At 60.9% G+C, this 22,099-nt stretch carries 24 protein-coding genes; 16 read left to right on the forward strand and 8 right to left on the reverse strand.

Going from position 1 to position 22,099, the window contains the following annotated elements:
* The 15 genes from nuoI to PQQ86_RS05315 all read left to right on the forward strand — a co-directional run bounded on the left by nuoI (window position 1) and on the right by PQQ86_RS05315 (window position 12,911).
* A complete protein-coding gene (gene nuoI, locus PQQ86_RS05245) occupies window positions 1-489 on the forward strand; it encodes an NADH-quinone oxidoreductase subunit NuoI (protein ID WP_054034957.1) in 489 nt (162 codons plus the stop codon).
* Window positions 490-680: 191 nt separating this feature from the next.
* Window positions 681-1,370 carry an NADH-quinone oxidoreductase subunit J gene (locus PQQ86_RS05250; RefSeq protein WP_054034956.1) on the forward strand — a complete coding sequence of 230 codons (690 nt, stop codon included), beginning with the start codon at window positions 681-683 and terminating at the stop codon, window positions 1,368-1,370.
* Between the two features lie 20 nt (window positions 1,371-1,390).
* On the forward strand, window positions 1,391-1,696 hold the full coding sequence (gene nuoK / locus PQQ86_RS05255; protein ID WP_013339863.1) for an NADH-quinone oxidoreductase subunit NuoK: 306 nt from the start codon (window positions 1,391-1,393) through the stop codon (window positions 1,694-1,696).
* Between the two features lie 17 nt (window positions 1,697-1,713).
* A complete protein-coding gene (gene nuoL, locus PQQ86_RS05260) occupies window positions 1,714-3,786 on the forward strand; it encodes an NADH-quinone oxidoreductase subunit L (protein ID WP_408265216.1) in 2,073 nt (690 codons plus the stop codon).
* A 14-nt stretch (window positions 3,787-3,800) separates the two neighbouring features.
* A complete protein-coding gene (locus PQQ86_RS05265; protein ID WP_408265217.1) occupies window positions 3,801-5,291 on the forward strand; it encodes an NADH-quinone oxidoreductase subunit M in 1,491 nt (496 codons plus the stop codon).
* A 25-nt stretch (window positions 5,292-5,316) separates the two neighbouring features.
* Window positions 5,317-6,789 (forward strand): NADH-quinone oxidoreductase subunit NuoN, encoded by a 1,473-nt coding sequence (nuoN, locus tag PQQ86_RS05270; RefSeq protein WP_408265218.1) that lies wholly within the window; start codon window positions 5,317-5,319, stop codon window positions 6,787-6,789.
* Window positions 6,789-7,085 carry a DUF2818 family protein gene (locus PQQ86_RS05275; protein ID WP_054034952.1) on the forward strand — a complete coding sequence of 99 codons (297 nt, stop codon included), beginning with the start codon at window positions 6,789-6,791 and terminating at the stop codon, window positions 7,083-7,085. The genes nuoN and PQQ86_RS05275 overlap by 1 nt, the downstream gene beginning before the upstream one ends.
* Before the next feature lie 42 nt (window positions 7,086-7,127).
* Window positions 7,128-7,712: an NUDIX domain-containing protein gene (locus PQQ86_RS05280; protein WP_408265219.1), complete on the forward strand. Its 585-nt coding sequence runs from the start codon at window positions 7,128-7,130 to the stop codon at window positions 7,710-7,712.
* 345 nt (window positions 7,713-8,057) lie between these two features.
* Window positions 8,058-8,306, forward strand: a complete 249-nt coding sequence (locus PQQ86_RS05285) for a hypothetical protein (RefSeq protein WP_408265220.1) — start codon at window positions 8,058-8,060, stop codon at window positions 8,304-8,306.
* Between the two features lie 50 nt (window positions 8,307-8,356).
* Entirely contained in the window at window positions 8,357-8,881 is a 525-nt protein-coding gene (locus PQQ86_RS05290) for a helix-turn-helix transcriptional regulator (protein WP_408265221.1), read from the forward strand.
* Between the two features lie 251 nt (window positions 8,882-9,132).
* Entirely contained in the window at window positions 9,133-9,558 is a 426-nt protein-coding gene (locus PQQ86_RS05295; RefSeq protein WP_093639658.1) for a DUF1178 family protein, read from the forward strand.
* A 48-nt stretch (window positions 9,559-9,606) separates the two neighbouring features.
* On the forward strand, window positions 9,607-10,803 hold the full coding sequence (locus PQQ86_RS05300; protein ID WP_408265222.1) for an acyl-CoA dehydrogenase family protein: 1,197 nt from the start codon (window positions 9,607-9,609) through the stop codon (window positions 10,801-10,803).
* A 10-nt stretch (window positions 10,804-10,813) separates the two neighbouring features.
* Window positions 10,814-11,941: an acyl-CoA dehydrogenase family protein gene (locus tag PQQ86_RS05305; protein WP_408265223.1), complete on the forward strand. Its 1,128-nt coding sequence runs from the start codon at window positions 10,814-10,816 to the stop codon at window positions 11,939-11,941.
* A 35-nt stretch (window positions 11,942-11,976) separates the two neighbouring features.
* Window positions 11,977-12,435: a MaoC family dehydratase gene (locus PQQ86_RS05310; protein ID WP_408265224.1), complete on the forward strand. Its 459-nt coding sequence runs from the start codon at window positions 11,977-11,979 to the stop codon at window positions 12,433-12,435.
* Window positions 12,432-12,911, forward strand: a complete 480-nt coding sequence (locus PQQ86_RS05315) for a MaoC family dehydratase (protein WP_408265225.1) — start codon at window positions 12,432-12,434, stop codon at window positions 12,909-12,911. The genes PQQ86_RS05310 and PQQ86_RS05315 overlap by 4 nt, the downstream gene beginning before the upstream one ends.
* A gap of 147 nt (window positions 12,912-13,058) precedes the next feature.
* Here PQQ86_RS05315 and PQQ86_RS05320 read toward each other — a convergent pair whose 3' ends face one another.
* The 6 genes from PQQ86_RS05320 to PQQ86_RS05345 all read right to left on the reverse strand — a co-directional run bounded on the left by PQQ86_RS05320 (window position 13,059) and on the right by PQQ86_RS05345 (window position 19,417).
* The gene (locus tag PQQ86_RS05320; RefSeq protein ID WP_408265226.1) at window positions 13,059-13,760 is read right to left on the reverse strand and encodes a glutathione binding-like protein; all 702 of its coding nucleotides are present in this window, start codon (window positions 13,758-13,760) and stop codon (window positions 13,059-13,061) included.
* Between the two features lie 128 nt (window positions 13,761-13,888).
* A complete protein-coding gene (locus tag PQQ86_RS05325; protein WP_408265228.1) occupies window positions 13,889-15,148 on the reverse strand; it encodes an acyl-CoA dehydrogenase family protein in 1,260 nt (419 codons plus the stop codon).
* A gap of 62 nt (window positions 15,149-15,210) precedes the next feature.
* Window positions 15,211-16,317 (reverse strand): phosphotransferase, encoded by a 1,107-nt coding sequence (locus PQQ86_RS05330; RefSeq protein WP_408265229.1) that lies wholly within the window; start codon window positions 16,315-16,317, stop codon window positions 15,211-15,213.
* Window positions 16,318-16,337: 20 nt separating this feature from the next.
* Entirely contained in the window at window positions 16,338-17,054 is a 717-nt protein-coding gene (locus PQQ86_RS05335; protein WP_408265230.1) for a histidine phosphatase family protein, read from the reverse strand.
* Between the two features lie 21 nt (window positions 17,055-17,075).
* Entirely contained in the window at window positions 17,076-17,864 is a 789-nt protein-coding gene (locus PQQ86_RS05340; protein ID WP_408265231.1) for an oxepin-CoA hydrolase, alternative type, read from the reverse strand.
* Window positions 17,861-19,417, reverse strand: a complete 1,557-nt coding sequence (locus PQQ86_RS05345) for a 3-hydroxyacyl-CoA dehydrogenase (protein ID WP_408265232.1) — start codon at window positions 19,415-19,417, stop codon at window positions 17,861-17,863. The genes PQQ86_RS05340 and PQQ86_RS05345 overlap by 4 nt, the downstream gene beginning before the upstream one ends.
* A 126-nt stretch (window positions 19,418-19,543) precedes the next feature.
* On the opposite strand from PQQ86_RS05345, the gene PQQ86_RS05350 reads away from it, so the two are divergent.
* Window positions 19,544-20,191, forward strand: coding sequence for a glutathione S-transferase family protein (locus PQQ86_RS05350; RefSeq protein ID WP_408265233.1), 648 nt, complete (start codon window positions 19,544-19,546; stop codon window positions 20,189-20,191).
* A gap of 109 nt (window positions 20,192-20,300) precedes the next feature.
* Here the strand turns inward: PQQ86_RS05350 and PQQ86_RS05355 are convergent, their stop codons facing one another.
* A complete protein-coding gene (locus PQQ86_RS05355) occupies window positions 20,301-21,473 on the reverse strand; it encodes a pyridoxal phosphate-dependent aminotransferase (RefSeq protein WP_408265234.1) in 1,173 nt (390 codons plus the stop codon).
* 127 nt (window positions 21,474-21,600) lie between these two features.
* Complete coding sequence (locus PQQ86_RS05360; protein WP_408265235.1) at window positions 21,601-22,089, reverse strand: putative toxin-antitoxin system toxin component, PIN family; 489 nt, start codon at window positions 22,087-22,089, stop codon at window positions 21,601-21,603.
* Window positions 22,090-22,099: the final 10 nt, after the last annotated feature.

The raw sequence follows: 22,099 nt of genomic DNA on the forward strand, positions 1-22,099 counted from the left end.
ATGACCGCAATCCAAAACTTTTTCAAAACCTTCTTCCTGACGGAGCTGCTCAAAGGCCTCGCGCTGACCGGACGTTACACGTTCCAGCGCAAGGTGACGGTGCAGTTCCCGGAAGAGAAGACCCCGATTTCGCCGCGTTTTCGCGGCCTGCATGCGCTGCGCCGCTATGAAAACGGCGAAGAACGCTGCATCGCCTGCAAGCTGTGCGAAGCGGTGTGCCCGGCACTCGCCATCACGATCGAATCGGAAACCCGTGCGGATAACACGCGCCGCACGACGCGTTACGACATCGATCTGACCAAATGCATCTTCTGCGGTTTCTGCGAAGAGAGCTGCCCGGTCGATTCGATCGTCGAGACGCACATTCTCGAATATCACGGCGAGAAGCGTGGCGACCTGTATTTCACGAAAGACATGTTGCTGGCCGTGGGCGATCGCTACGAAGCAGAGATCGCTGCGAGCAAGGCAGCCGACGCACCGTATCGTTGAAGCACTTCAGTTGAAGCGGTAAACACGGCAGTAAATGCAGCAGTAACACGGCCTGTTGTCGGGCCGAGCGCCGCGGCCTGACCGCCGCGGCACGGCGCACCTGTGCGGATGTTCTGGCGGTTTCGGCCGCTTTTGCCCGCCACGTGCCAAAGAACAATGCCTGACGATGGCCTAACGATGAACCGGTAATCATGGAATTCACGACCGTACTGTTCTACATCTTCGCGCTGCTCCTGGTGGTTTCAGGGCTGAAGGTGATCACCTCGCGCAACCCGGTTTCGTCCGCACTGTTTCTGGTGCTGGCGTTCTTCAACGCAGCTGCGATCTGGATGCTGCTGCAGGCCGAGTTCCTCGCGATCCTGCTGGTGCTGGTGTATGTCGGCGCGGTGATGGTGCTGTTCCTGTTCGTCGTGATGATGCTGGACATCAACATCGACGTGCTGCGCAAAGACTTCAAACGCTTCGTGCCAATGGCCACGCTGGTGGGCGCAATCATCGTGATCGAGACAGCGCTGATCCTGTGGCACGGCTACGGCGCGACCGCCACGGCGCTGCGCGACACCACGGCTGCCGCGAACGGTATGGCCGACTGGTCGAACACGCGCCTGATCGGCAAGGTCATCTACACCGACTACATCTTCGCGTTCGAAGTCGCCGGCCTCGTGCTGCTGGTGGCGATCATCGCGGCGATTGCGCTGACTACGAGTCACAAGAAAGACAGCAAGCGCCAGAACGTCAGCGAGCAGGTCAAAGTGCGTGCTCAGGACCGTGTGCGTATCGTGAAGATGGCATCTGAAAAGACCGCGGCAACTGTCGCGGCGGAAGAAGCCGCCGCAGCGGCAGCCGCAGCGGCCGACTCGGCACCTGCTAAAAACAGCTGAGCGGACAGGAGATAGAAATCATGTTGACCCTTGCTCATTACCTTGTCCTCGGTGCGATCCTGTTTGCGATCAGCGTCGTGGGCATTTTCCTTAACCGCCGCAACGTCATCATCATCCTGATGGCGATCGAACTGATGCTGCTGGCGGTGAACACCAATTTCGTCGCGTTCTCGCATTACCTCGGCGACGTGCATGGTCAGATCTTCGTCTTCTTCGTGCTGACGGTTGCAGCAGCTGAAGCGGCGATCGGACTCGCAATTCTGGTGACCCTGTTCCGTAGCCTCGACACGATCAATGTCGAGGACCTCGATCAGCTCAAAGGTTAATTTCAGGTAAAGCGGTTATGTCAACGACACTCAATGAAAACCTGCTGCTGGCGATCCCGCTGGCACCGCTGGCCGGCTCCCTGATTGCGGGGCTGTTTGGGAAAGCGGTAGGGCGAGCCGGCGCGCATTCGGTCACGATCCTCGGCGTCGCGATCTCCTTCATCCTCTCGGCCATCGTATTCTTCCAGGTAATGGACGGCGCGAGTTTCAACGCGACGGTCTATGACTGGATGCAGATCGGCCAGACGAAGTTCGAGATCGGCTTCCTGGTCGACTCGCTGACGGCAATGATGATGTGTGTGGTGACCTTCGTGTCGCTCATGGTGCACATCTACACGATCGGCTACATGGCCGACGACGACGGCTACCAGCGTTTCTTCTCGTACATCTCGCTGTTCACGTTCTCGATGTTGATGCTCGTGATGAGCAACAACTTCCTGCAGCTGTTCTTCGGCTGGGAAGCGGTGGGTCTGGTGTCGTACCTGCTGATCGGCTTCTACTTCACCCGTCCGACGGCGATCTACGCGAACATGAAGGCGTTCATCGTGAACCGCATCGGCGACTTCGGGTTCCTGCTCGGTATCGGCCTGCTGTTCGCATTCGCCGGCTCGATGAACTACGGCGACGTCTTCGCGAAGCGCACCGAACTTGCAGCATTGAGCTTCCCGGGTACGGACTGGGGTCTGCTGACGGTCGCCTGTATTTGCCTCTTCATCGGCGCGATGGGTAAGTCGGCGCAGTTCCCGCTGCACGTCTGGCTGCCGGATTCGATGGAAGGCCCGACGCCGATCTCCGCACTGATTCACGCGGCAACCATGGTGACGGCCGGTATCTTCATGGTCACGCGCATGTCGCCGCTGTTCGAACTGTCGGATACGGCGCTGTCGTTCGTGATGGTGATCGGAGCGATCACGGCGCTGTTCATGGGCTTCCTCGGGATCGTCCAGAACGACATCAAGCGCGTGGTGGCTTACTCGACGCTGTCGCAGCTCGGTTACATGACGGTCGCCCTCGGCGCATCGGCTTACTCGGTCGCCGTGTTCCACCTGATGACGCACGCGTTCTTCAAGGCGCTGCTGTTCCTCGGCGCGGGTTCCGTGATTATCGGCATGCACCACGATCAGGACATCCGCAACATGGGCGGCCTGCGCAAGTACATGCCGATCACGTGGATCACGTCGCTGGTTGGTTCGCTCGCGCTGATCGGCACGCCGTTCTTCTCCGGCTTCTACTCGAAAGACTCGATCATCGACGCAGTGAAGCTGTCGCATCTGCCGGGTTCGGGTTTCGCGTATTTCGCGGTGGTGGCGAGCGTGTTCGTTACTGCGCTGTATTCGTTCCGTATGTACTTCCTGGTGTTCCATGGCAAGGAGCGCTTCCGCGATCCAAAGCATCCGGAATCGCCGATGGGCATCGAAGCAGCAGCGCATGCGCATGACGGTCACGGCCATGACGCACACGGCCATGGCCATGGTCACGACGACCATGCGCACGAGCCGCATGAAACGCCGTGGGTGGTGTGGTTGCCGCTGGTGCTGCTGGCGATTCCGTCGGTGGTGATCGGTGCGATCGGTGTCGGTCCGATGCTGTTCGGCGACTTCTTCCAGCACGGCGTGGCGTTCGACAAGGTCATCTTCATCGGCGAAAACCATCCGGCGCTGCATGAGATGGCGGAAGAATTCCAGGGTTGGGCGTCGATGGGTCTGCACTCGGCTTCGGGTCTGCCGGTGTGGCTGGCACTCGCGGGTGTCGTGGTCGCGTGGTTCCTGTACCTGGTTCGTCCTGATCTGCCGGCTGTCATCAAGCGTGCGTTCGGTCCGATCTACACACTGCTCGACAACAAGTACTACATGGACAAGATCAATGACGTCGTGTTTGCGCGGGGCGCCGTGGCGATTGGCCGTGGTCTCTGGAAGGAAGGCGACGTCGTGGTTATCGACGGTATCGTCAACGGCAGCGCACGCTTTATCGGCTGGTTTGCCGGCGTGATCCGCTTCCTCCAATCCGGCTACATCTACCACTACGCGTTTGCCATGATTATCGGCATGTTGGGGCTCCTGACCCTGTTTGTAACGCTCGGCGGCAAATAAGGCGAGGGACACTAATGCACGCTTATCCGATTCTCAGTATCGCGATCTGGTTACCGATCCTCGTAGGTCTGTTGGTCTTGGCTATTGGTTCCGACCGGAACCCGGCTCCGGCGCGCTGGATTGCGCTGATCGGCTCGGTCGTCAGCTTCATCGTGACGATCCCGCTGATTACGGGTTTTGATTCGAGTACCGCCGATCTGCAGTTCGTCGAAAAGGCGAACTGGATCGAGCGCTTCAATATCACGTACCACTTGGGTGTCGACGGCATCTCGATGTGGTTTGTCGTGTTGACCGCATTGATTACGGTGATCGTCGTGATCGCCGCGTGGGAAGTCATCACGAAGAATGTGGCGCAGTACCTCGCTGCGTTCCTGATCCTCTCCGGCATCATGGTCGGCGTGTTCAGCTCAGCGGACGGCATGCTGTTCTACGTGTTCTTCGAGGCGACGCTGATCCCGATGTACATCATCATCGGCGTGTGGGGTGGGGCGAACCGCGTGTATGCGGCGTTCAAGTTCTTCCTGTACACGCTGATGGGCTCGCTGTTGATGCTGGTTGCGTTGCTGTACCTGTACATCCAGACCGGCACGTTCGATCTGGCTACGTGGCAGAACGCGCAGATCGGCATGACCCCGCAGATATTGATATTTATAGCGTTCTTCATGGCCTTCGCGGTGAAGGTGCCGATGTGGCCGGTTCACACGTGGTTGCCTGACGCCCACGTGGAAGCGCCGACCGGCGGTTCGGTCGTGCTGGCCGCGATCATGCTGAAGCTGGGCGCCTACGGTTTCGTGCGCTTCTCGCTGCCGATCGCACCGGACGCAAGCCACTTCCTTGCTCCAGTCGTTATTACGTTGTCGCTGATCGCAGTGATCTACATCGGTCTGGTCGCGATGGTGCAGACCGACATGAAGAAGCTGGTCGCGTATTCGTCGATCGCGCACATGGGTTTCGTGACGCTTGGTTTCTTCATCTTCAATCAGCTCGGCGTGGAAGGCGCGATCGTGCAGATGATCTCGCACGGCTTCGTGTCGGGCGCGATGTTCCTGAGCATTGGCGTGCTGTACGACCGTATGCACTCGCGTCAGATTGCCGATTACGGCGGCGTCGTCAACGTGATGCCGAAGTTCGCGGCGTTCGTGATGCTGTTCTCCATGGCCAATTGCGGCTTGCCGGGTACCTCCGGTTTCGTCGGCGAGTTCATGGTGATTCTGGCTGCTGTCCAGTACAACTTCTGGATTGCAGGCGGTGCGGCTGTCACGCTGATTCTCGGCGCGGCCTATACGCTGTGGATGTACAAACGGGTGTACTTCGGCGCGATCGCCAACGATCACGTGAAGGGTCTCGTTGACATCAACCGTCGCGAATTTTTCATGCTGGCAGTGCTCGCTGCACTGACGCTGTTCATGGGCCTGTATCCGAAGCCCTTTACCGATGTGATGCACGTATCCGTGGAAAACCTCCTCTCCCACGTCGCGCAGTCCAAACTGCCGTTGCCACAGTAATGCAGAGCGGAGGAATTTAAAGATCATGCAAAACGCCCCTATGACTGCCCTGTTGCCCGACGCACTGGTGATGCTCGCCGTTGTGGTCGCGTGGCTCAACGACACGTTCGTCGGCCAGGCCGGTCGCCGTACCACGTATTTCATCGCGTTCTTCTCGACGCTGATTGCCGGCATCTGGTTCGCGGTGAACGCGTTCGACCCGCAGATTCACTACTTCTTCGGTCACATGTATGTGGTGGATTCGTTCGCCAGCGTGATGAAGGCGGTGGTGACGCTCGGCTACGCAGTGTCGATCGTTTATTCGCGCCGGTACCTCGAGGATCGCGGGCTGTTCCGCGGCGAATTCTTCCTGTTGGGCATGTTCTCGTTGCTCGGTCAGCTCGTGATGATCTCCGGCAACAACTTCCTGACGCTGTATCTCGGTCTGGAACTGATGTCGCTGTCGCTGTACGCTGCGATCGCACTGCGTCGTGACGCGGCGCCGTCGAACGAAGCCGCCATGAAGTACTACGTGCTCGGCGCGCTGGCTTCCGGCTTCCTGCTGTACGGCATTTCCATGTTGTACGGTGCAACCGGTTCGCTCGACCTGAACGAAGTGTTCAAGGCGATCGGCACGAGCCACTACGATCCGAGCGTGCTGCTGTTCGGCGTGATCTTCATCGTGGCAGGTGTGGCATTCAAGATGGGCGCGGTGCCGTTCCACATGTGGGTGCCTGATGTGTATCAGGGCGCTCCGACGGCCATGACGCTGATGGTCGGCGGCGGTCCGAAGGTGGCGGCATTCGCGTGGGGCCTGCGCTTTCTCGTGATGGGTCTGCTGCCGCTGGCGGTTGAATGGCAGGAAATGCTGGTGATCCTGGCGGCGCTGTCGCTGATCGTCGGCAACATCACCGGTATCGTGCAACGCAACGTCAAGCGGATGCTCGCGTATTCGGCGATCTCGAACATGGGCTTCGTGCTGCTGGGACTGCTGGCCGGTGTGGTCGACCACAAGACCACGGGCGCTGCCAACGCGTACGGCTCGGCGATGTACTACAGCATCGTCTACCTGATTACGACGATGGGCACCTTCGGCATCATCATGCTGCTGGCACGCCGCGATTTCGAAGCGGATACGCTCGAAGACTTCAAGGGCCTGAATCAACGCAGCCCGGTGTTCGCGTTCGTCATGATGGTGATGATGTTCTCGCTCGCCGGCATCCCGCCCGCGGTCGGCTTCTACGCCAAGCTCGCGGTGCTGCAGGCGACCATGAATGCCGGGTTGACCTGGCTGACCGTGTTGGCCGTGATCACCTCGCTGTTCGGTGCCTTCTACTACCTGCGTATCGTCAAGTTGATGTACTTTGACGAACCGCAAGACAAATCGCCGATCCTCGCCGACACGAGCACGCGCGCTTTGCTGGCGCTCAATGGTGTTGCCGTGCTGGTTCTCGGCATCGTGCCGGATCCGCTGTTGAAGGCCTGCCTGCAGGCTATCCAGCACACGCTGCTGCTCTGATGTCGGCTGCGGGTTGGTTTATCGTGTTGTTGGCGCTGGTCGGCGCCAACCTGCCGTTCCTGAATCAGCGCCTCTTCGCCGCCGTGCCGTTGAAAGCGGTGAAGAAGAGCGCCTGGATCCGGATTGCCGAGTTGATCGTGCTGTACTTTGTGGTCGGCGCGCTCGGTTTCCTGCTGGAAGCGCGCGCGGGTAACCGCTTCGAGCAGGGGTGGCAGTTCTACGCGATTACGTTCGCGCTGTTCGTCGTATTCGCATTCCCCGGCTTTACCTTCCAGTATCTCGTCAAACGTCGTTGACGGCGTCTCGCCGTCGCGCACCACGCTGTCCTGAGGTCGCACATGGCTGAACTTCCCGATCACGACGCCGCGCTCACCGAGACCTGTCTCGAGAGCAAAACGATCCATCAAGGGCCATTCCTGACGCTCAAGTGCGATAAGGTCCGCTTGCCCGACGGTAAACAGGCCACTCGCGAGTACGTTCAGCATCCGGGCGCCGTGATGGTGATTCCGCTATTCGACGACGGCCGCGTGTTGCTGGAAAGCCAGTACCGCTATCCGATGGGCAAGGTCATGGTCGAGTATCCGGCGGGCAAGCTTGATCCGAACGAAGGCGCGCTGGCCTGCGCGAAACGCGAGTTGCAGGAAGAGACCGGCTATACGGCGCGCGAGTATGTTTATCTGACGCGCATTCATCCGATCATTTCCTACTCGACTGAGTTCATCGATATTTACCTTGCGCGTGGGCTGACTGCCGGCGAACGCAAACTCGACGACGGCGAATTCCTCGAACTGTTCACAGCCAGCGTTACCGATATGTTGGAGTGGGTACGGACGGGCAAGGTGACGGACGTGAAAACCATCATTGGCACGTTCTGGCTGGAGAAGGTTTTGGCGGGTACCTGGGCAATGGCCGAGCCGCAATAGCGCGCACGGTTCAGAACGCAAGAACGCTGAACGGGCGCGACTCACACGCCGGTTAGAAAATCCGCAAAAAAAGCCCCTGTTGGTCCACGACCGGCAGGGGCTTTGTAATTGTGCGCGCGATATTGACTCAATGCGTAACCCGTGTCTGAAAAACGGGTTCCAGTCCTATGCCATCTGACAGTCTCGCCCCGTGGCCATTGTCACTCTAGTATCGGCGTCTGGCAGCGGGTTTTGTTATCGCACTTCTTTTGGATAACGAAGCGTGGGGATGTATTCGGTCACGGCCGCGCACGCATGGTTGTCACTTGACAACCATGCGTGCACGGACTAAATTGGAGGGTATAGATGGTTCGTGGAGTCCATTCAAAGAAAGAGGTCGAGGCCGCGCTGGCTTACGCGGAAAGAAACGGCTGGCGTGTGCAAGGCGGCAGCAAAGGTCACGCATGGGGAAAGATTTACTGTCCTTACAACGACGCGGAATGCCGTTGCGGCGAGTTCTGCATCTCGAGTGTGTGGAGTACGCCGAAGAATCCCGGCAATCACGCAAAGCACCTCAGGCGCATTGTCGACAACTGTACGACCCGCCGGCAGTAAAAGTGTTCGAAGGGCATAAGCCCGCAGTTGAATGAAGGCAGGGGTAGTTTATGGAATATGTGTTCACCTTGAAGTACCGGCTTGCGGCTGAAGACTGCGATCTTGACGAGATCGTCGAGCGGCTGGGCGAAGCCGGATGCGACGACGCTACGATCGGCGTGGGGCAACCGGGGCGCATGGCGCTGGTTTTTGTTCGCGAAGGCGCGTCGGCGTTGGAAGCGCTCGTCAGTGCACTCAAAGATATCAAACGCGCAGTGCCGTCTGCGCGCCTTGTCGAGGCGGGGCCGGATTTCGTCGGCCTGACGGATGTCGCTGAGGTCGCGGGCGTGTCACGGCAAAACATGCGTAAGCTGATGCTGAGCCATGCAATCGACTTTCCGCCGCCGGTTCACGAAGGTAGTGCGTCGGTGTGGCATCTGTCGGACATCCTTGGCTGGCTGACCACGCGTGGCGGGTATGACATCAAGGCGGACGTATTCGATGTCGCGAAATCGGCCAAACAGATCAACCTTGCCAAAGAGGCGCGCGAACTCGAACCGCAGCTTAACCGCCGACTCGAATTTCTGGTGGCTTAAAAGGTGCGCCGCGGCCAGCTGCGCGAACCCATGAGCTCCACACGGCCAGCGTGCCTTTCTGTTGACAGGTTCGGTGTGCCGTTCACCGATTGAGCTACCTTCGGCAGCCCACTGCGCAAAGCGTTAAAATCGCGCACCGCGTTCGATTTGTCAGCGACGCCTGGCGTCAACGCGCCGCTCGTAAAAATTTACGAACGACCGTTCACAAATTTCCATTTTGCGCTAAACTGGCACGCAAGCCCTGATTCCACATGAAGGTCCTCGATTTACAGTGTCCGCATGGCCATCGGTTCGAAGGTTGGTTTGCTTCGGCTGATGACTTCGAGTCGCAGCAGTCCCGCAAGCTCGTCGAATGTCCGATCTGCGGAGCGAATGAAGTGAGCCGTCTGCCGTCGGCGCCGCGACTGAATCTGTCGGGGGCGACCGAAGCGAAAGTCCCTGCGGATACGGGAGAAATGCAGGCGCGCGTCATGCGTGCCTTGCGCGAGGTACTGGAAAAGACTGAGAACGTGGGCGACCGCTTCGCCGAGGAAGCACGGCGCATCCACTACAACGAAGCGCCTGCACGCAATATTCGCGGTGTTACGACACCGGAAGACGCGAAAGCTTTGGTCGAAGAAGGCATCGAAGTGATGCCGCTGCCGGTCCCGGCTGCCTTGAAGGAACCGCTGCAATAGCGCAGTGGCTCACTGGCAGCGGGCGGTCGCGGCCAGGAGACACGACGCATGAATCTGGACTATTCCCCCGCTGACGACGCGTTCCGCGCCGATATCCGCGCCTGGCTCGAAGCGAATCTGCCTCGCGAGCTGAGCGACAAGGTACTAAACCACAAGCGTCTGAACCGCGAAGACTTCGCGGGTTGGCACAAGCTGCTCGGCAAGCGCGGCTGGTCGGTCATCGCATGGCCGAAAGAATACGGCGGCCCGGGCTGGGACGCGACCCAACGGCATATCTGGGACGAAGAGTGCGCGCGTATTGGCGCGCCGTCCGTGCTGCCGTTCGGCGTCTCGATGGTGGCGCCCGTGCTGATGAAGTACGGCAATGAGGCACAGAAACGCCACCATCTGCCGCGCATTCTCGACGGCACGGACTGGTGGTGTCAGGGCTATTCCGAACCGGGATCCGGTTCCGACCTGGCCTCGCTGCGTACGCGCGCCGAGCGCGTTGGCGATCACTACGTGGTCAACGGTCAGAAAACCTGGACTACGCTCGGCCAGTACGCCGACATGATGTTCTGCCTCGTGCGCACCGATAGCGGCGCGAAAAAGCAGGAGGGCATCTCGTTCTTGCTGATCGACATGAAAACGCCCGGTATTACCGTGCGCCCGATCATCACGCTGGACGAAGACCACGAAGTCAACGAAGTCTTTTTCGAAGACGTGAAGGTGCCGGTCGAGAATCTGGTCGGCGAAGAGAATCGTGGCTGGACCTATGCGAAGTACCTGCTCGGGCACGAACGCACGGGCATTGCGCGCGTCGGGCAATCGAAGCGCGAACTCGTATTCCTGAAGCGCCTCGCACTGGATCAGAAGAAGAACGGCAAGCCGTTGCTGCAAGATCCTGTGTTCGCCGCGAAAGTCGCGAGCCTCGAGATCGAACTGATGGCGCTCGAAGTCACCGTACAGCGCGTGGTCGCCAATGAAACGGGCGGGCGTGGGCCGGGTCCGGAAGCTTCGATGCTCAAGATCAAGGGCACAGAAGTGCAACAGGCGCTGACCGAACTGATGTTCGAAGCGGTCGGACCGCTCGCCGCGCCATTCGACGTGCCGTTCCTCGAAGGCGAACGCGAGCATAGCCTCGCCGGTGACGATGACGCCGCGCCGCTGGCCGCGTACTACTTCAACTTCCGCAAGACGTCAATTTACGGCGGCTCGAACGAAATTCAAAAGAACATCATCGCGCAGATGATTCTCGGACTCTGAGGAGCGGCGCATGGACTTCACTTTCAACGACGAACAACAGCAATTCGCTGACGCGCTGCGCCGCTACCTTGACAAGAGCTACGGGTTCGAATCGCGCCAGGCGATCGTGCAATCGGAAGCCGGTGTGTCGGACGCGCACTGGACAGCTTTTACCGAACTGGGCCTGACTGCCTTGCCGGTGCCGGAAGCGCAAGGTGGCTTCAACGGCAGCCCGATCGACATGCTGGTGGTCATGCAGGAGCTCGGCCGTGCTCTGGTGGTCGAGCCGTACTGGGCGACTGCTGTGGGTATCGAGGCGCTGCGGCTGGCGGGCACCGGGCAGGGCGAAGACGCGTCGCTGCTCGAACGTGCGGCCCAGGGCGAGATTAAGCTGGCAGTGGCATTTCACGAGCCGCACGCTCGCTACGATCTGTTCGAGGTCGACACGGTTGCGAACGGTCAGGGTAATCGGCAGACGTTGACCGGAACGAAATCGGTTGTATTGCACGGCGCGCAAGCGGACTGCTGGATTGTGCCGGCTCGGCTGAATGGCGAGATCGCGCTTTTTGTGGCCGCCCGCGATGCGGCCGGCGTCAAGGTCACTGACTATCGCACAATCGACGGCCAGCGCGCCGCGACACTCGAGTTCGATGGCACGCCTGCACGCCAGCTCACCGGCAAACACTCGGGTGCCGCGGCGCTTGAGCACATTGCAGACTACGGCACGGTATTGCTGTGCGCGGAAGCGGTTGGCGCGCTCGACGCACTGAACCACGCAACGGGCGAGTACACCAGGACGCGCCAGCAGTTCGGCCAGCCGATCGCGCGTTTCCAGGCGCTACAGCATCGTATGGTCGAGATGTTGATTCACACCGAGCAGGCACGTTCGATCACTTATCTGGCGGCCGTGCGTTACAGCAGCGCAGACGCCGACGAACGTCGCCGTGCCGTCTCCGCAGCGAAGGCGCGGGTCGGCCAGGCCGCCCGTTTCGTCGGTCAGCAGGCGGTGCAGTTGCACGGCGGCATGGGCGTCACGAACGAGGTCGCCGCGGCGCATCTGTTCAAACGTCTTGCTATCATCGAAACCACATTGGGCGATGTCGATCACCATCTCGCGCGTTTCGCCGCGCTGCCCGGTTTTGTCTCGACCGAAGCCTGATCAGCCGGTCGAATCGGATAAGAAAGAGGTGTGCGATGGGTCTGAGTTACGAGGACATGGTAGTCGGCACGACTACGGAAATCGGCAAGCATACTTTCACGCGTGAAGAGATCGTCGAGTTCGCGGAGAAGTTCGATCCGCAGCCGTTTCACCTGGACGAGGCTGCAGCCGCAGCGTCGCCGTTTCGCGGACTGGTCGCAAGCGGTTGGCATACCTGTTCGGTCATGATGGGCATGCTGGTGCGCAACGCGATCGCGGGTTCCACGTCGATGGGCTCGCCCGGTATCGACGAGATTCGCTGGCTGAAGCCGGTGCGTGTCGGTGACACGATCACGATGATGAACGCGGTGCTCGACAAACGTGTTTCGGAGAGCAAGCCGGATCGCGGCATCGTTTCGACGCAGTGGGAAGGCATCAACCAGCACGGCGAAACCGTGATTACGGTGCGTTCGAAGGGCTTGTTCGGACTGCGCAATCCAGGTGCCACGTCATGACGGGCAGCAGCGCGGTAGCCGCCGTAACGTTTGGCGACGCAGCGGCGTTGCGTGCGCTGATTGACGCTGAGCCGCTCGTTAGCGACTGGCTGACGGTCGATCAGGCTAGCGTCGATCGTTTCGCTGAGGCTACCGGCGATCATCAGTGGATTCACGTCGACCCCGAGCGGGCGCGGCGTGAGTCACCGTTTGGTGGTCCGGTCGCGCATGGGTTCATGACGCTATCGTTGATTCCGGCGCTGCTCGGCAAGACGGTGGCGCTTAAGCAGCGTATGGGCGTCAACTACGGATTGAATCGTGTGCGGTTCACGTCGCCGGTGCTGGTCGGCTCACAGTTGCGCGCCCGGTTTGCGGTGGAATCCGTCACCGACGTTGACAACGCCGGTGTGCAGGTTGAGTGGAATGTGACGCTGGAGAGGCAGGGCAGTGAGCGGCCGGTCTGCGTCGCGGAGTTCATCACACGGCATTATTTCTGACCGTTCATAGCCGACTGGTTGGCAAAAAAAGCGCGAGTGGCAGTGATGCCATCTCGCGCTTTTTTATGTTGACGCCTCAACAGATGGCAATGCCGCGGTCGTTGTCAGGGCGAACGAGAGCGCCGATGCCAAGGGACGAAGGCATGCCTACCGCTTCGCGTACTGCGTCGCGCCGAACAGCATTTCCTTAGCCTTGTCGTCCATGAGCGGCTTGCGGGCCGACGCCAGCACGTCAACACCACGTACCACCGCCGGACGCGCTGCAATTTCTTCGTGCCACCGCTTCACATTCGGGAGCGTATCCAGCTCGATGCCCTGGTTTTGCCACGAGCGCGTCCACGGAAATGCGGCGATGTCAGCGATCGTGTAGTCGTTGCCGGCCAGATATCGTGTCTTGCCGAGCTGCGCATCCATCACGCCATAGAGACGCCGCGTTTCGTTCGTGTAGCGATTGATTGCGTATTCGATTGGCTCCGGTGCGTAGATACGGAAATGATGCGTTTGCCCGAGCATCGGGCCGAGGCCGCCCATCTGGAACATCAGCCACTGCAGGGTGGCATAGCGTGCGGCCGGATCAGTCGGCAGGAACTTGCCGGCTTTCTCCGCGAGGTAAATCAGAATCGCGCCTGATTCGAACAGCGCGAACGGCTTGCCGTCGGCGTCTTTAGGACCTTCGGAATCGACGATCGCCGGAATCTTGTTGTTCGGGCTAATCGCGAGGAACTCGGGTTTGAACTGGTCGCCCGCGCCGATATCGACGCCGTGCGCCGTGTACGCGAGGCCCGTTTCCTCGAGCATGATGTGAACCTTGTGGCCGTTCGGGGTTGCCCAGCTATAGACGTCGATCATCCTGGCTCCTTCGTTTCGTGAAAGCGGCGCCACAAAGGGCGCCGCTGTTGACGAAAATTAGAGCATAGATCGGCCAATGCTGCTGGCCGCGGACCCGGGCGCCGTCGGCTACCGCCCCGACCCCGACGTCAAACCCGCGTAATCGGCGTTTCCACTCGGGCCGCAGCACCCGCATCCATATAACGCGCCAGTTCGAGCTTTGCGATCGCGTTGCGGTGCACTTCGTCGGGGCCATCGGCGAAGCGCAACGTTCGGGCGTTGGCGTACGCATACGCCAACGGGAAGTCGTCGCTGACGCCGCCGCCGCCGTGCGCCTGGATCGCCCAGTCGATTACCTGGCATGCCATATTTGGCGCGACCACCTTGATCATGGCGATCTCGCCACGCGCACCCTTGTTGCCGACCGTGTCCATCATGTACGCGGTCTTCAGCGTCAGCAGACGCGCCTGTTCGATCATGCACCGCGCTTCGGCCATGCGTTCCTGCGTGACACCCTGTGCGGAAACCGGCTTGCCGAAAGCGACGCGCTGCATGGAGCGTTTGGCCATGAGTTCGAGCGCGCGCTCGGCGAGACCGATCAAGCGCATGCAGTGGTGGATGCGTCCCGGTCCGAGGCGCCCTTGTGCGATTTCGAAGCCGCGCCCTTCGCCGAGCAGCATGTTGGTAGCCGGCACACGCACGTTTTCGAGCGTGATTTCCATGTGGCCGTGCGGCGCGTCGTCGTAGCCAAATACGGTGAGCGGGCGGTGCACGGTGATGCCGGTCGCGTCGGCGGGAACCAGGATCATCGACTGCTGCGCATGACGTGGCGCCTCAGCATCGGTCTTGCCCATCACAATGTAGACCTTGCAGCGCGGGTCCCCCGCCCCGGACGACCACCACTTGTGGCCGTTGATCACGTAGGTGTCGCCATCGCGCACGATGCTCGTCTGGATATTGGTCGCGTCCGACGACGCCACCTCAGGCTCGGTCATCAGAAACGCCGAGCGGATGTGCCCTTGCAGCAGCGGTTCGAGCCATTCGCGCTTGTTGTCTTCGCTGCCATAGCGCTCGATCGTTTCCATGTTGCCAGTGTCTGGCGCATTGCAGTTGAACACTTCCGGCGCCCAGGGCACACGACCCATGATCTCGCAGAGCGGTGCGTATTCAAGATTCGTCAGACCGGCGCCGCGTACCGATTCAGGCAGGAACAGGTTCCATAAACCCGCGTCGCGCGCTTTCTGTTTCAGTTGTTCGATCAGTTCGGTCGGCAGCCAAGCGTTGCCGTTCTGACGATTGCGGGCGATCTCGGCATAGAACGCCTGCTCGTTCGGATAGATGTGCTCGTCGAAGAAGGCGAGCAGTTTCTCGCGCAGCGCCTGCACCTTCGGGGTGTAATCGAAATTCATGTATGACCTCGCGGATGACGAATGACGTTTGTTCAGGAACGCAACTTGGTGCGCCGATTTGATTAACGTACCTTCTGTGCGTAGCGCCAGGCGAGTTCGGCCATTGGCTTCGCACGACCGCCGGCATCGAGCGCCTGAGCGCTGGCCGCCGTGCCGTCGACCACACGCTTCATGATCCCTTGCAGGATCGCTGCGATGCGAAACATGTTGTATGCGAGATAGAAATTCCAGTCGCCGTGGATCTCGAGGCCGGTGCGCTTGCAATAGCGCTCGACGTACTGCGCTTCGTCGGGAATGCCGAGGGCCGTCCAGTCTAGACCCGCGATGCCGCGGAATTGCGCCGGGTCGACGTGCCATGCCATGCAGTGATACGCGAAGTCGGCGAGCGGGTCACCGAGCGTCGATAGTTCCCAGTCGAGTACGGCCAGTACGCGCGGCTCGGTGGGATGGAAGATCAGGTTGTCGAGCCGGTAGTCGCCATGCACGACCGAGGCGCGCTCACTCGTTTCCGCCGGCATATGCTGCGGCAGCCATTCGATCAGACGCTGCATCGCGTCGATCGGTTCGGTTTCGGACGCGACGTATTGCTTGCTCCAGCGGCCGATCTGGCGTGCGAAGTAGTTGCCCGGTTTGCCGTAGTCGGCAAGACCGATTGCCGTGACGTCGACGCTATGCAGCGCGGCGATCACGCGATTCATTTCGTCGTAAATCGCCGCGCGCTCCGCAGGCGTCATGCCGGGCAGAGACTGGTCCCACAGCACGCGGCCCTCGACGAACTCCATCACGTAGAACGCCCGGCCGATCACACTTTCGTCTTCGCACAAGGCGAGCATGTTCGCGACCGGCACGTCGGTGTCGGCGAGCGCACGCATCACGCGGTATTCGCGTTCGACCGCGTGCGCCGAGGGCAGTAACTTCGCGGCCGGCCCGGGCTTCGCGCGCATCACGTACGAGCGCGACGGCGTAACGAGTTTGAAGGTGGGGTTCGACTGGCCGCCGGCGAATTGCTCCAACGTGAGCGGTCCGGAAAATCCATCGACATGCTGGGTCAGCCACGCGGCGAGCGCGTCGCTGTCGAAGCGTTGCCGCTCGTTGACCGGACGCGTGCCTTCGAAGGCCGAGTAATCCGGTTTCTGTTCTGGTTCGCCGGTCTGTGTGGCTTGCACCATGTGTCTCCTCCAGTTCGGGTTCAGCTACGCTTGTATTGAATGAATTGTGCGTAGAGCATTTCCATCGTGGTGTTGCGAACGTCGCGATGGAGCGGCGACGGCGGTGAATAGTTGATCTCGCGCAGCACCCAGTCGCGCGGCTTGGCGCCGACGTCGAGCGCGTTGATGCAGCCGGTGGCCTGCGCCAGATGGCCGAAGAAAGTGCGGCCGCCGGCGGTGAGCGCGTGCGACAGAATCGCGCGATTCACGCCGCCGTGCAGCACTAGCAGCACGGTGTCCCACGAGAGGTCCTCGCGCAACGCCTCCACCGCGGGCAACACGCGGTCGAACAACGCGCCGATGGTTTCGCCGTCGAGAAAGCGTGTGTTTTCCGGCACGATGCCGTCGAACACGCCGAGAAATGCCGCTTCGATATCATGCGGCGGAATGTTGCTGAGCTTGCCGCCGCGAATTTCCTGCCATGCGGGCTCGATATCGAGCGCTATCTGCTGACCGGTCTCGGCCAATACGCGCTGCGCGGTTTCGACCGTGCGCGGCAAACCGCTCACGATCACCCGATCGAACCGGACCTGCTGCTCGGCGAATACGCGGCCTGCCGCGCTGGCCTGTTCGCGGCCATTCGCATTCAACGGCACCGTTTCCGGATCGATCGCGCGGCCGCTGTCGTCGAAGTAGGTTACGTCGCCGTGACGCATCAGGAAGATGCGGCGGCGCTTGGGGAGTTGATATTCAGGCATCGTCCCTTCGTTCGCTTATGTTTACTTGTAGACCGGGGCGCGTTTTTCGAGGAACGCGGAAATTCCTTCGAGACCGTCGCGATGGTGCAATGAGGTGACGAAGCTGTCGCGTTCAGCGACCAGATGTTCAGCGAGCGGCTGTGCGCCGGCCGCACCGATGAGCCCCTTGATACGCGCGACCGAATTTGGCGAAATCTTGCCGAGCTCGTCGGCCCAGGCGACAGCGGTGTCGCGCACGGCGCCGGTCTTCGCCAGTTTGTTGACGACACCGAGATCATAGAGACGCGAGGCGCCGATCGGCTTGCCTTCGATCAGCACTTCGGTCGCCAATTGCCGCGGCAAGGCTTGCGCGAGAAACCACGAGCCGCCGCCGTCAGGCGTGAGACCAACGCGGGCATACGACATCACGAATTTGGCGTCTTCCGCTGCGACGATCAGATCGCACGCGAGCGCGAGCGAAAACCCCGCGCCGGCGGCGGCGCCGTCAACGGCAGCGATCACCGGCTTCGACGAAAGTCGCAGCGCAGAAATCCATTCGCCGAGTAGATCGATGCTCTCCGCCTGCACCGACGGATCTTTCGCACGGTTTTCCAGCAAGCGGTTCAGATTGCCGCCGGCACAAAAGAAATTGTCCGCGCCGGTAATCACGACGGCGCGGATCGACGGATCGCGCTCCACCGATTCGAGCGCCTCGATGCCCGCGGCATACATGTCCGGATGCAGCGCATTGCGTGCGCCGGGGTTCGACAGCGTGAGGACCAGCGTCGATTCGCTTTCGGTCGGGCGGGAGGTCAGCAGTTCGGCGCTCATTGTTGGGTCTCCGTTTGAGTGTCGGCAGCGTCGCGTTGCGTCAGCGACAGGCCAAGTTGCGCGCGCCGTGCAAGCCAGGGCGACGGACGATAGCGTGGATCGCCGAGCACGCTGAAAATATTGCGCAAGATGGTGAGGATCGTTTTCGCACCGAGCGCATCGCCGAGTGCGAGCGGCCCGCGCGGGTAGCCGAGACCGAGCGTCACGGCGAGGTCGATATCGTCCGGCGTTGCGATCTGTTTTTGTGCGATATCGCAGCCAATGTTGACGATGGTCGTCACCACGCGTTGCGCGACGAAGCCGGTCGAGTCACGAATCATGGTGACGGGAACGCCATCCGCGGCAAACAGTGCGTGCGCGGTTTCGCGTGCGGGCCGGCTGGTGGCGGGTGTTGTCATCAGTGTGCGGCGCTGCGCGGTGGCCAGCGGGAAGAGGGCGTCGATAGCGACAACGCGGGTTGCATCGAGTGCTTCGTCGACGGCGGCGGTAGTCGCGTCGTGACCGAACGGTGTCACGACGATCAGTGAGTCCGCTGCGGGCGTGGCGCCTTCGTCGAGCTTTACGCCTGCCTTGGTAATGAGCTGCACGACGGCTTCATGCGCCTCCGGATAGCGCTTGCTGACCCACACGCTGTGCGGCAGTTCGGTCGGCGCGGGCGCTTCGGCGGGCACTTGCTGCTTGCCGTCTTCATAGCGATAGAAACCTTCGCCCGTCTTGCGGCCGATCAGTCCGCCCGCGAGCCGCGTGCCCGTGATTGGCGAGGGCGTGAAACGCGGTTCTTCATAGAACTGGTGATAGATCGATTCCATCACTGGATGCGATACGTCGAGCGCGGTCAGGTCGAGCAGTTCAAACGGCCCGAGGCGAAAGCCTGCCTGTTCACGCATGATGCGGTCGATGTCGGCAAAACTCGCCACGCCTTCGCCCGCTACGCGCAGGCCCTCGGTATTCATGCCGCGACCGGCATGATTGACGATGAACCCGGGCATGTCTTTCGCACGCACCGGCGTGTGGCCCATGCGGCGTGCGAGTTCCATCAGCGCGTCGCCGACGGCGGGATCGCTGCGCAGGCCGTCGATCACTTCGACGACCTTCATCAACGGAACCGGATTGAAGAAGTGATAACCGGCTACGCGTGACGGATTCGTGCAGCCCGCCGCAATCGCGGTAATCGACAACGATGACGTGTTCGACGCCAGCACGCAACGGCCGCTCACCACCGTTTCGAGTTCGCGAAAGAGCGCTTGCTTCACATCGAGCTTTTCGACGATCGCCTCGACGACCAGATCGCAATCGGCCAGATTGCCGACGACCTGCGCGCCGCTCACGTTCGCCAATGCGGCGAGCGAGCGGGCTTGGTCGAGCTTGCCTTTAGCGGTCAATTTGGCGAAAGTCTCGGCAAGGTAGTCGCGCGCGGCGCCAATCGCGGCAGGGTTCGTGTCGTACAGACGCACGGTGAGGCCCGCCAGCGCGGCAATCTGGGCGATGCCACGACCCATTGCTCCGGTTCCGACAATGCCGATAGTCTCAATGCTGAAATTGCGAGAGGTCATTGTGATGCTCGACTCCATGGTTATTTTAGAATAGCACGATCGTGCAATTTACTGGATGATTGATCGAAGGCCGCCGCGTCGATTTTGACGGGCGGTCTCAAACAACCCGAGGAAAGGAGACACCCGATGATCAAGCTGTGCGGTTTCGCGCTCTCTAACTATTACAACAAGGTGAAGTTCGTGCTTCTCGAACACGGTATTCCGTTCGAGGAAGTGTTCGTGCTGCCGAGCCAGGAAGAAACCATGCTCGAGCATTCTCCGCTCGGCAAAGTGCCCTATATCCAGACCGAACAAGGCGATCTGTGCGAATCGCAAGGCATCGTCGAGTATCTGGCTGCGCGTTTTCCCGACAAGGCAATTTTCTCCGCGGACCCATGGGAAGCGGCCAAAGAGCGCGAACTGATCATGTTCGTGGATGTGCATCTCGAACTGACCGCGCGCAATCTCTACAAGGAAGCATTCTTCGGTGGCACCGTGACTGACGCGACCAAGGGGCGCATCGAGAAGCTGCTCGCGCATCACATTGCCGGCTTCAAGCGGATCGCGAAGTTCGGGCCGTATCTGCGCGGCGAGCGCTTCAGTGTCGCCGACGCAGCGGGTTTTGTGAGCTTGCCGCTGGTGGGCATGGCGACGCAGACTATCTACGGCCGCGATTTTCTGCTCGACGCCGGCGTGGACTGGAAAAGCTATGTGAAGGCAATCAACGCCCGGCCGGCCGCGCAGCGCGTGACCGACGATCGCAAGGCGTATATCGCGGCTTCGCGTCCGGCCTGACGCGCGGCCGCGTTGAGGGTGAGATGAAATCGGGCGTGCAACGCACGCGTGGGCCGCTGCGCGCGATGGCGAGGAACGTAGGTTCGTTCGCAGCATCGCGCGGGGCGTCCTAGAGCCGCGCCAGCCGGTCGAGCGCGGTGGCGAGGGTGGTTTCCTGCTTGGCAAAGCAGAAGCGCACCACGCCCGATTCGTGTGCCTCGTGATAGAACGCCGACACCGGAATCGCCGCGACACCGATCTCGCCGGTCAGCCATTGCGCAAATTCGGCTTCGGGCAAATCGCTGATCGCCGAATAGTCGACGCACTGAAAGTAGGTGCCCGTGCAAGGCAGCAGCTTGAAGCGTGAATTCGCGAGGCCGGCACGGAAGAAGTCGCGTTTCTTCTGATAAAACGCAGGGAGATCCAGATACGGTGCTGGATCCTTCATATATTCCGCGAGGCCGACCTGCATCGGCGTGTTGACCGTAAACACGTTGAACTGGTGCACTTTGCGGAATTCAGCTGTGAGCGCGGCGGGCGCGGCCACGTAACCGATCTTCCAGCCGGTGACGTGGTAGGTCTTGCCGAAGCTCGACACCACGAAACTGCGCTGCGCCAGTTCCGGATAACGCACGACGCTTTCGTGCGGCGCGCCGTCGTACACCATGTGTTCATACACTTCGTCCGACAGAATCAGCACGTTGGTGCCACGCACGATTTCTTCGAGCTTGCGCATGTCTTCCGCGCGCCAGACCGTACCGGTTGGGTTGTGCGGGGTGTTGATCAGCAGGAGCCGCGTTTTCGGCGTGATCGCGGCGGCGAGCTTGTCGAACGGGATCGCGTAGTCGGGCGCGTCGAGCGTGACGAATACCGGCTTGCCGCCGGCCAGCTCGATCGACGGCAGGTAACTGTCATAGGTCGGCTCGACCACGATCACTTCGTCGCCCGGATGCACGGTGCAGAGAATCGCCGTCAGCAGCGCCTGCGTGGCGCCTGCCGTCACGGTGATTTCGCTGGTAGCGTCGTAGCGGCGGCCGTACAGGTTGGCGATCTTGTCCGAAATCGCCTGACGCAGCGGCGCGGCGCCCGCCATCGGCGGGTATTGATTGTGGCCGTCGCGCATGGCATTTGCGACCGCGTCGACAATGCGGGGATCGCAACCGAAGTCAGGAAAGCCCTGGCCGAGGTTCACCGCGCCTTTTTCGGCGGCGAGCGCGCTCATCACGGTGAAAATCGTCGTGCCGACGTCCGGCAGGCGGGACGGAAACGAGGGACTCATGGGCGTGTCGTGCGGTGCATTCATGGCGCTGTCCGGAGCGTGGTCGAGTGAGTTGGTGAAAGACGTCGTTCGAAAAGGACGAAGCCTGATTGTAGGGAATCGCGGCCCTGCGTGCGCGCAGTCGGCCCGACGTTGGCCATCCGGCCAGGGGTCATACCGATGCGGGCTCGTCTGCCACGCTCACGCAGGCGCTGACGAACGGCGCCGGCTGCGCAATCTGGAAACCGAAGTCACGCGCAATCCGTTTGGCCAGTTTCAACACCGCGCGGTCTTTCGACACCAGCCAGTCAGCCTGTGCGGCGTGCGCGAGTTCGAGGAATTTCTGGTCGTCGCGGTCTTTGCATTTCGGCAACGGCCTGGCATCTTCCGCGGGTGCAGCGGATTCGACCAACTGTGCCAGGCGTGCAACGACGGCAAGCGCCGCCGCCTTGTCCACATTGCGATGCAAGAATTGCGGGTAGTCGAGCACATAGGTGAGTTCGGCGAGGCAGCGCGCGTCGATCAGTGCGGCGAGCGCGCCACTTTCGAGCGCGGCGCGGATCGGCCGCGTGTGCGGATCGTCGAACACGAGAATATCGATCCACACATTGGAATCGAGGACGACGCGCAAAGCGCCGTGTGAGGCATGGGAACCGGGCATTCGTTACAAT

Origin of the sequence: Paraburkholderia sediminicola (assembly GCF_046026675.1) — a bacterium.
GTDB classification, from domain to species: domain Bacteria; phylum Pseudomonadota; class Gammaproteobacteria; order Burkholderiales; family Burkholderiaceae; genus Paraburkholderia; species Paraburkholderia sediminicola_F.

What these genes read in the sequence shown, in the direction of transcription:
- nuoI (WP_054034957.1), top strand. Translation starts at nt 1, where the DNA reads ATGACCGCAATCCAAAACTTTTTCAAAACCTTCTTCCTGACGGAGCTG.
- PQQ86_RS05250 (WP_054034956.1), top strand. Translation starts at nt 681, where the DNA reads ATGGAATTCACGACCGTACTGTTCTACATCTTCGCGCTGCTCCTGGTG.
- nuoK (WP_013339863.1), top strand. Translation starts at nt 1,391, where the DNA reads ATGTTGACCCTTGCTCATTACCTTGTCCTCGGTGCGATCCTGTTTGCG.
- nuoL (WP_408265216.1), top strand. Translation starts at nt 1,714, where the DNA reads ATGTCAACGACACTCAATGAAAACCTGCTGCTGGCGATCCCGCTGGCA.
- PQQ86_RS05265 (WP_408265217.1), top strand. Translation starts at nt 3,801, where the DNA reads ATGCACGCTTATCCGATTCTCAGTATCGCGATCTGGTTACCGATCCTC.
- nuoN (WP_408265218.1), top strand. Translation starts at nt 5,317, where the DNA reads ATGCAAAACGCCCCTATGACTGCCCTGTTGCCCGACGCACTGGTGATG.
- PQQ86_RS05275 (WP_054034952.1), top strand. Translation starts at nt 6,789, where the DNA reads ATGTCGGCTGCGGGTTGGTTTATCGTGTTGTTGGCGCTGGTCGGCGCC.
- PQQ86_RS05280 (WP_408265219.1), top strand. Translation starts at nt 7,128, where the DNA reads ATGGCTGAACTTCCCGATCACGACGCCGCGCTCACCGAGACCTGTCTC.
- PQQ86_RS05285 (WP_408265220.1), top strand. Translation starts at nt 8,058, where the DNA reads ATGGTTCGTGGAGTCCATTCAAAGAAAGAGGTCGAGGCCGCGCTGGCT.
- PQQ86_RS05290 (WP_408265221.1), top strand. Translation starts at nt 8,357, where the DNA reads ATGGAATATGTGTTCACCTTGAAGTACCGGCTTGCGGCTGAAGACTGC.
- PQQ86_RS05295 (WP_093639658.1), top strand. Translation starts at nt 9,133, where the DNA reads ATGAAGGTCCTCGATTTACAGTGTCCGCATGGCCATCGGTTCGAAGGT.
- PQQ86_RS05300 (WP_408265222.1), top strand. Translation starts at nt 9,607, where the DNA reads ATGAATCTGGACTATTCCCCCGCTGACGACGCGTTCCGCGCCGATATC.
- PQQ86_RS05305 (WP_408265223.1), top strand. Translation starts at nt 10,814, where the DNA reads ATGGACTTCACTTTCAACGACGAACAACAGCAATTCGCTGACGCGCTG.
- PQQ86_RS05310 (WP_408265224.1), top strand. Translation starts at nt 11,977, where the DNA reads ATGGGTCTGAGTTACGAGGACATGGTAGTCGGCACGACTACGGAAATC.
- PQQ86_RS05315 (WP_408265225.1), top strand. Translation starts at nt 12,432, where the DNA reads ATGACGGGCAGCAGCGCGGTAGCCGCCGTAACGTTTGGCGACGCAGCG.
- PQQ86_RS05320 (WP_408265226.1), bottom strand. Translation starts at nt 13,760, where the DNA reads ATGATCGACGTCTATAGCTGGGCAACCCCGAACGGCCACAAGGTTCAC.
- PQQ86_RS05325 (WP_408265228.1), bottom strand. Translation starts at nt 15,148, where the DNA reads ATGAATTTCGATTACACCCCGAAGGTGCAGGCGCTGCGCGAGAAACTG.
- PQQ86_RS05330 (WP_408265229.1), bottom strand. Translation starts at nt 16,317, where the DNA reads ATGGTGCAAGCCACACAGACCGGCGAACCAGAACAGAAACCGGATTAC.
- PQQ86_RS05335 (WP_408265230.1), bottom strand. Translation starts at nt 17,054, where the DNA reads ATGCCTGAATATCAACTCCCCAAGCGCCGCCGCATCTTCCTGATGCGT.
- PQQ86_RS05340 (WP_408265231.1), bottom strand. Translation starts at nt 17,864, where the DNA reads ATGAGCGCCGAACTGCTGACCTCCCGCCCGACCGAAAGCGAATCGACG.
- PQQ86_RS05345 (WP_408265232.1), bottom strand. Translation starts at nt 19,417, where the DNA reads ATGACCTCTCGCAATTTCAGCATTGAGACTATCGGCATTGTCGGAACC.
- PQQ86_RS05350 (WP_408265233.1), top strand. Translation starts at nt 19,544, where the DNA reads ATGATCAAGCTGTGCGGTTTCGCGCTCTCTAACTATTACAACAAGGTG.
- PQQ86_RS05355 (WP_408265234.1), bottom strand. Translation starts at nt 21,473, where the DNA reads ATGAATGCACCGCACGACACGCCCATGAGTCCCTCGTTTCCGTCCCGC.
- PQQ86_RS05360 (WP_408265235.1), bottom strand. Translation starts at nt 22,089, where the DNA reads ATGCCCGGTTCCCATGCCTCACACGGCGCTTTGCGCGTCGTCCTCGAT.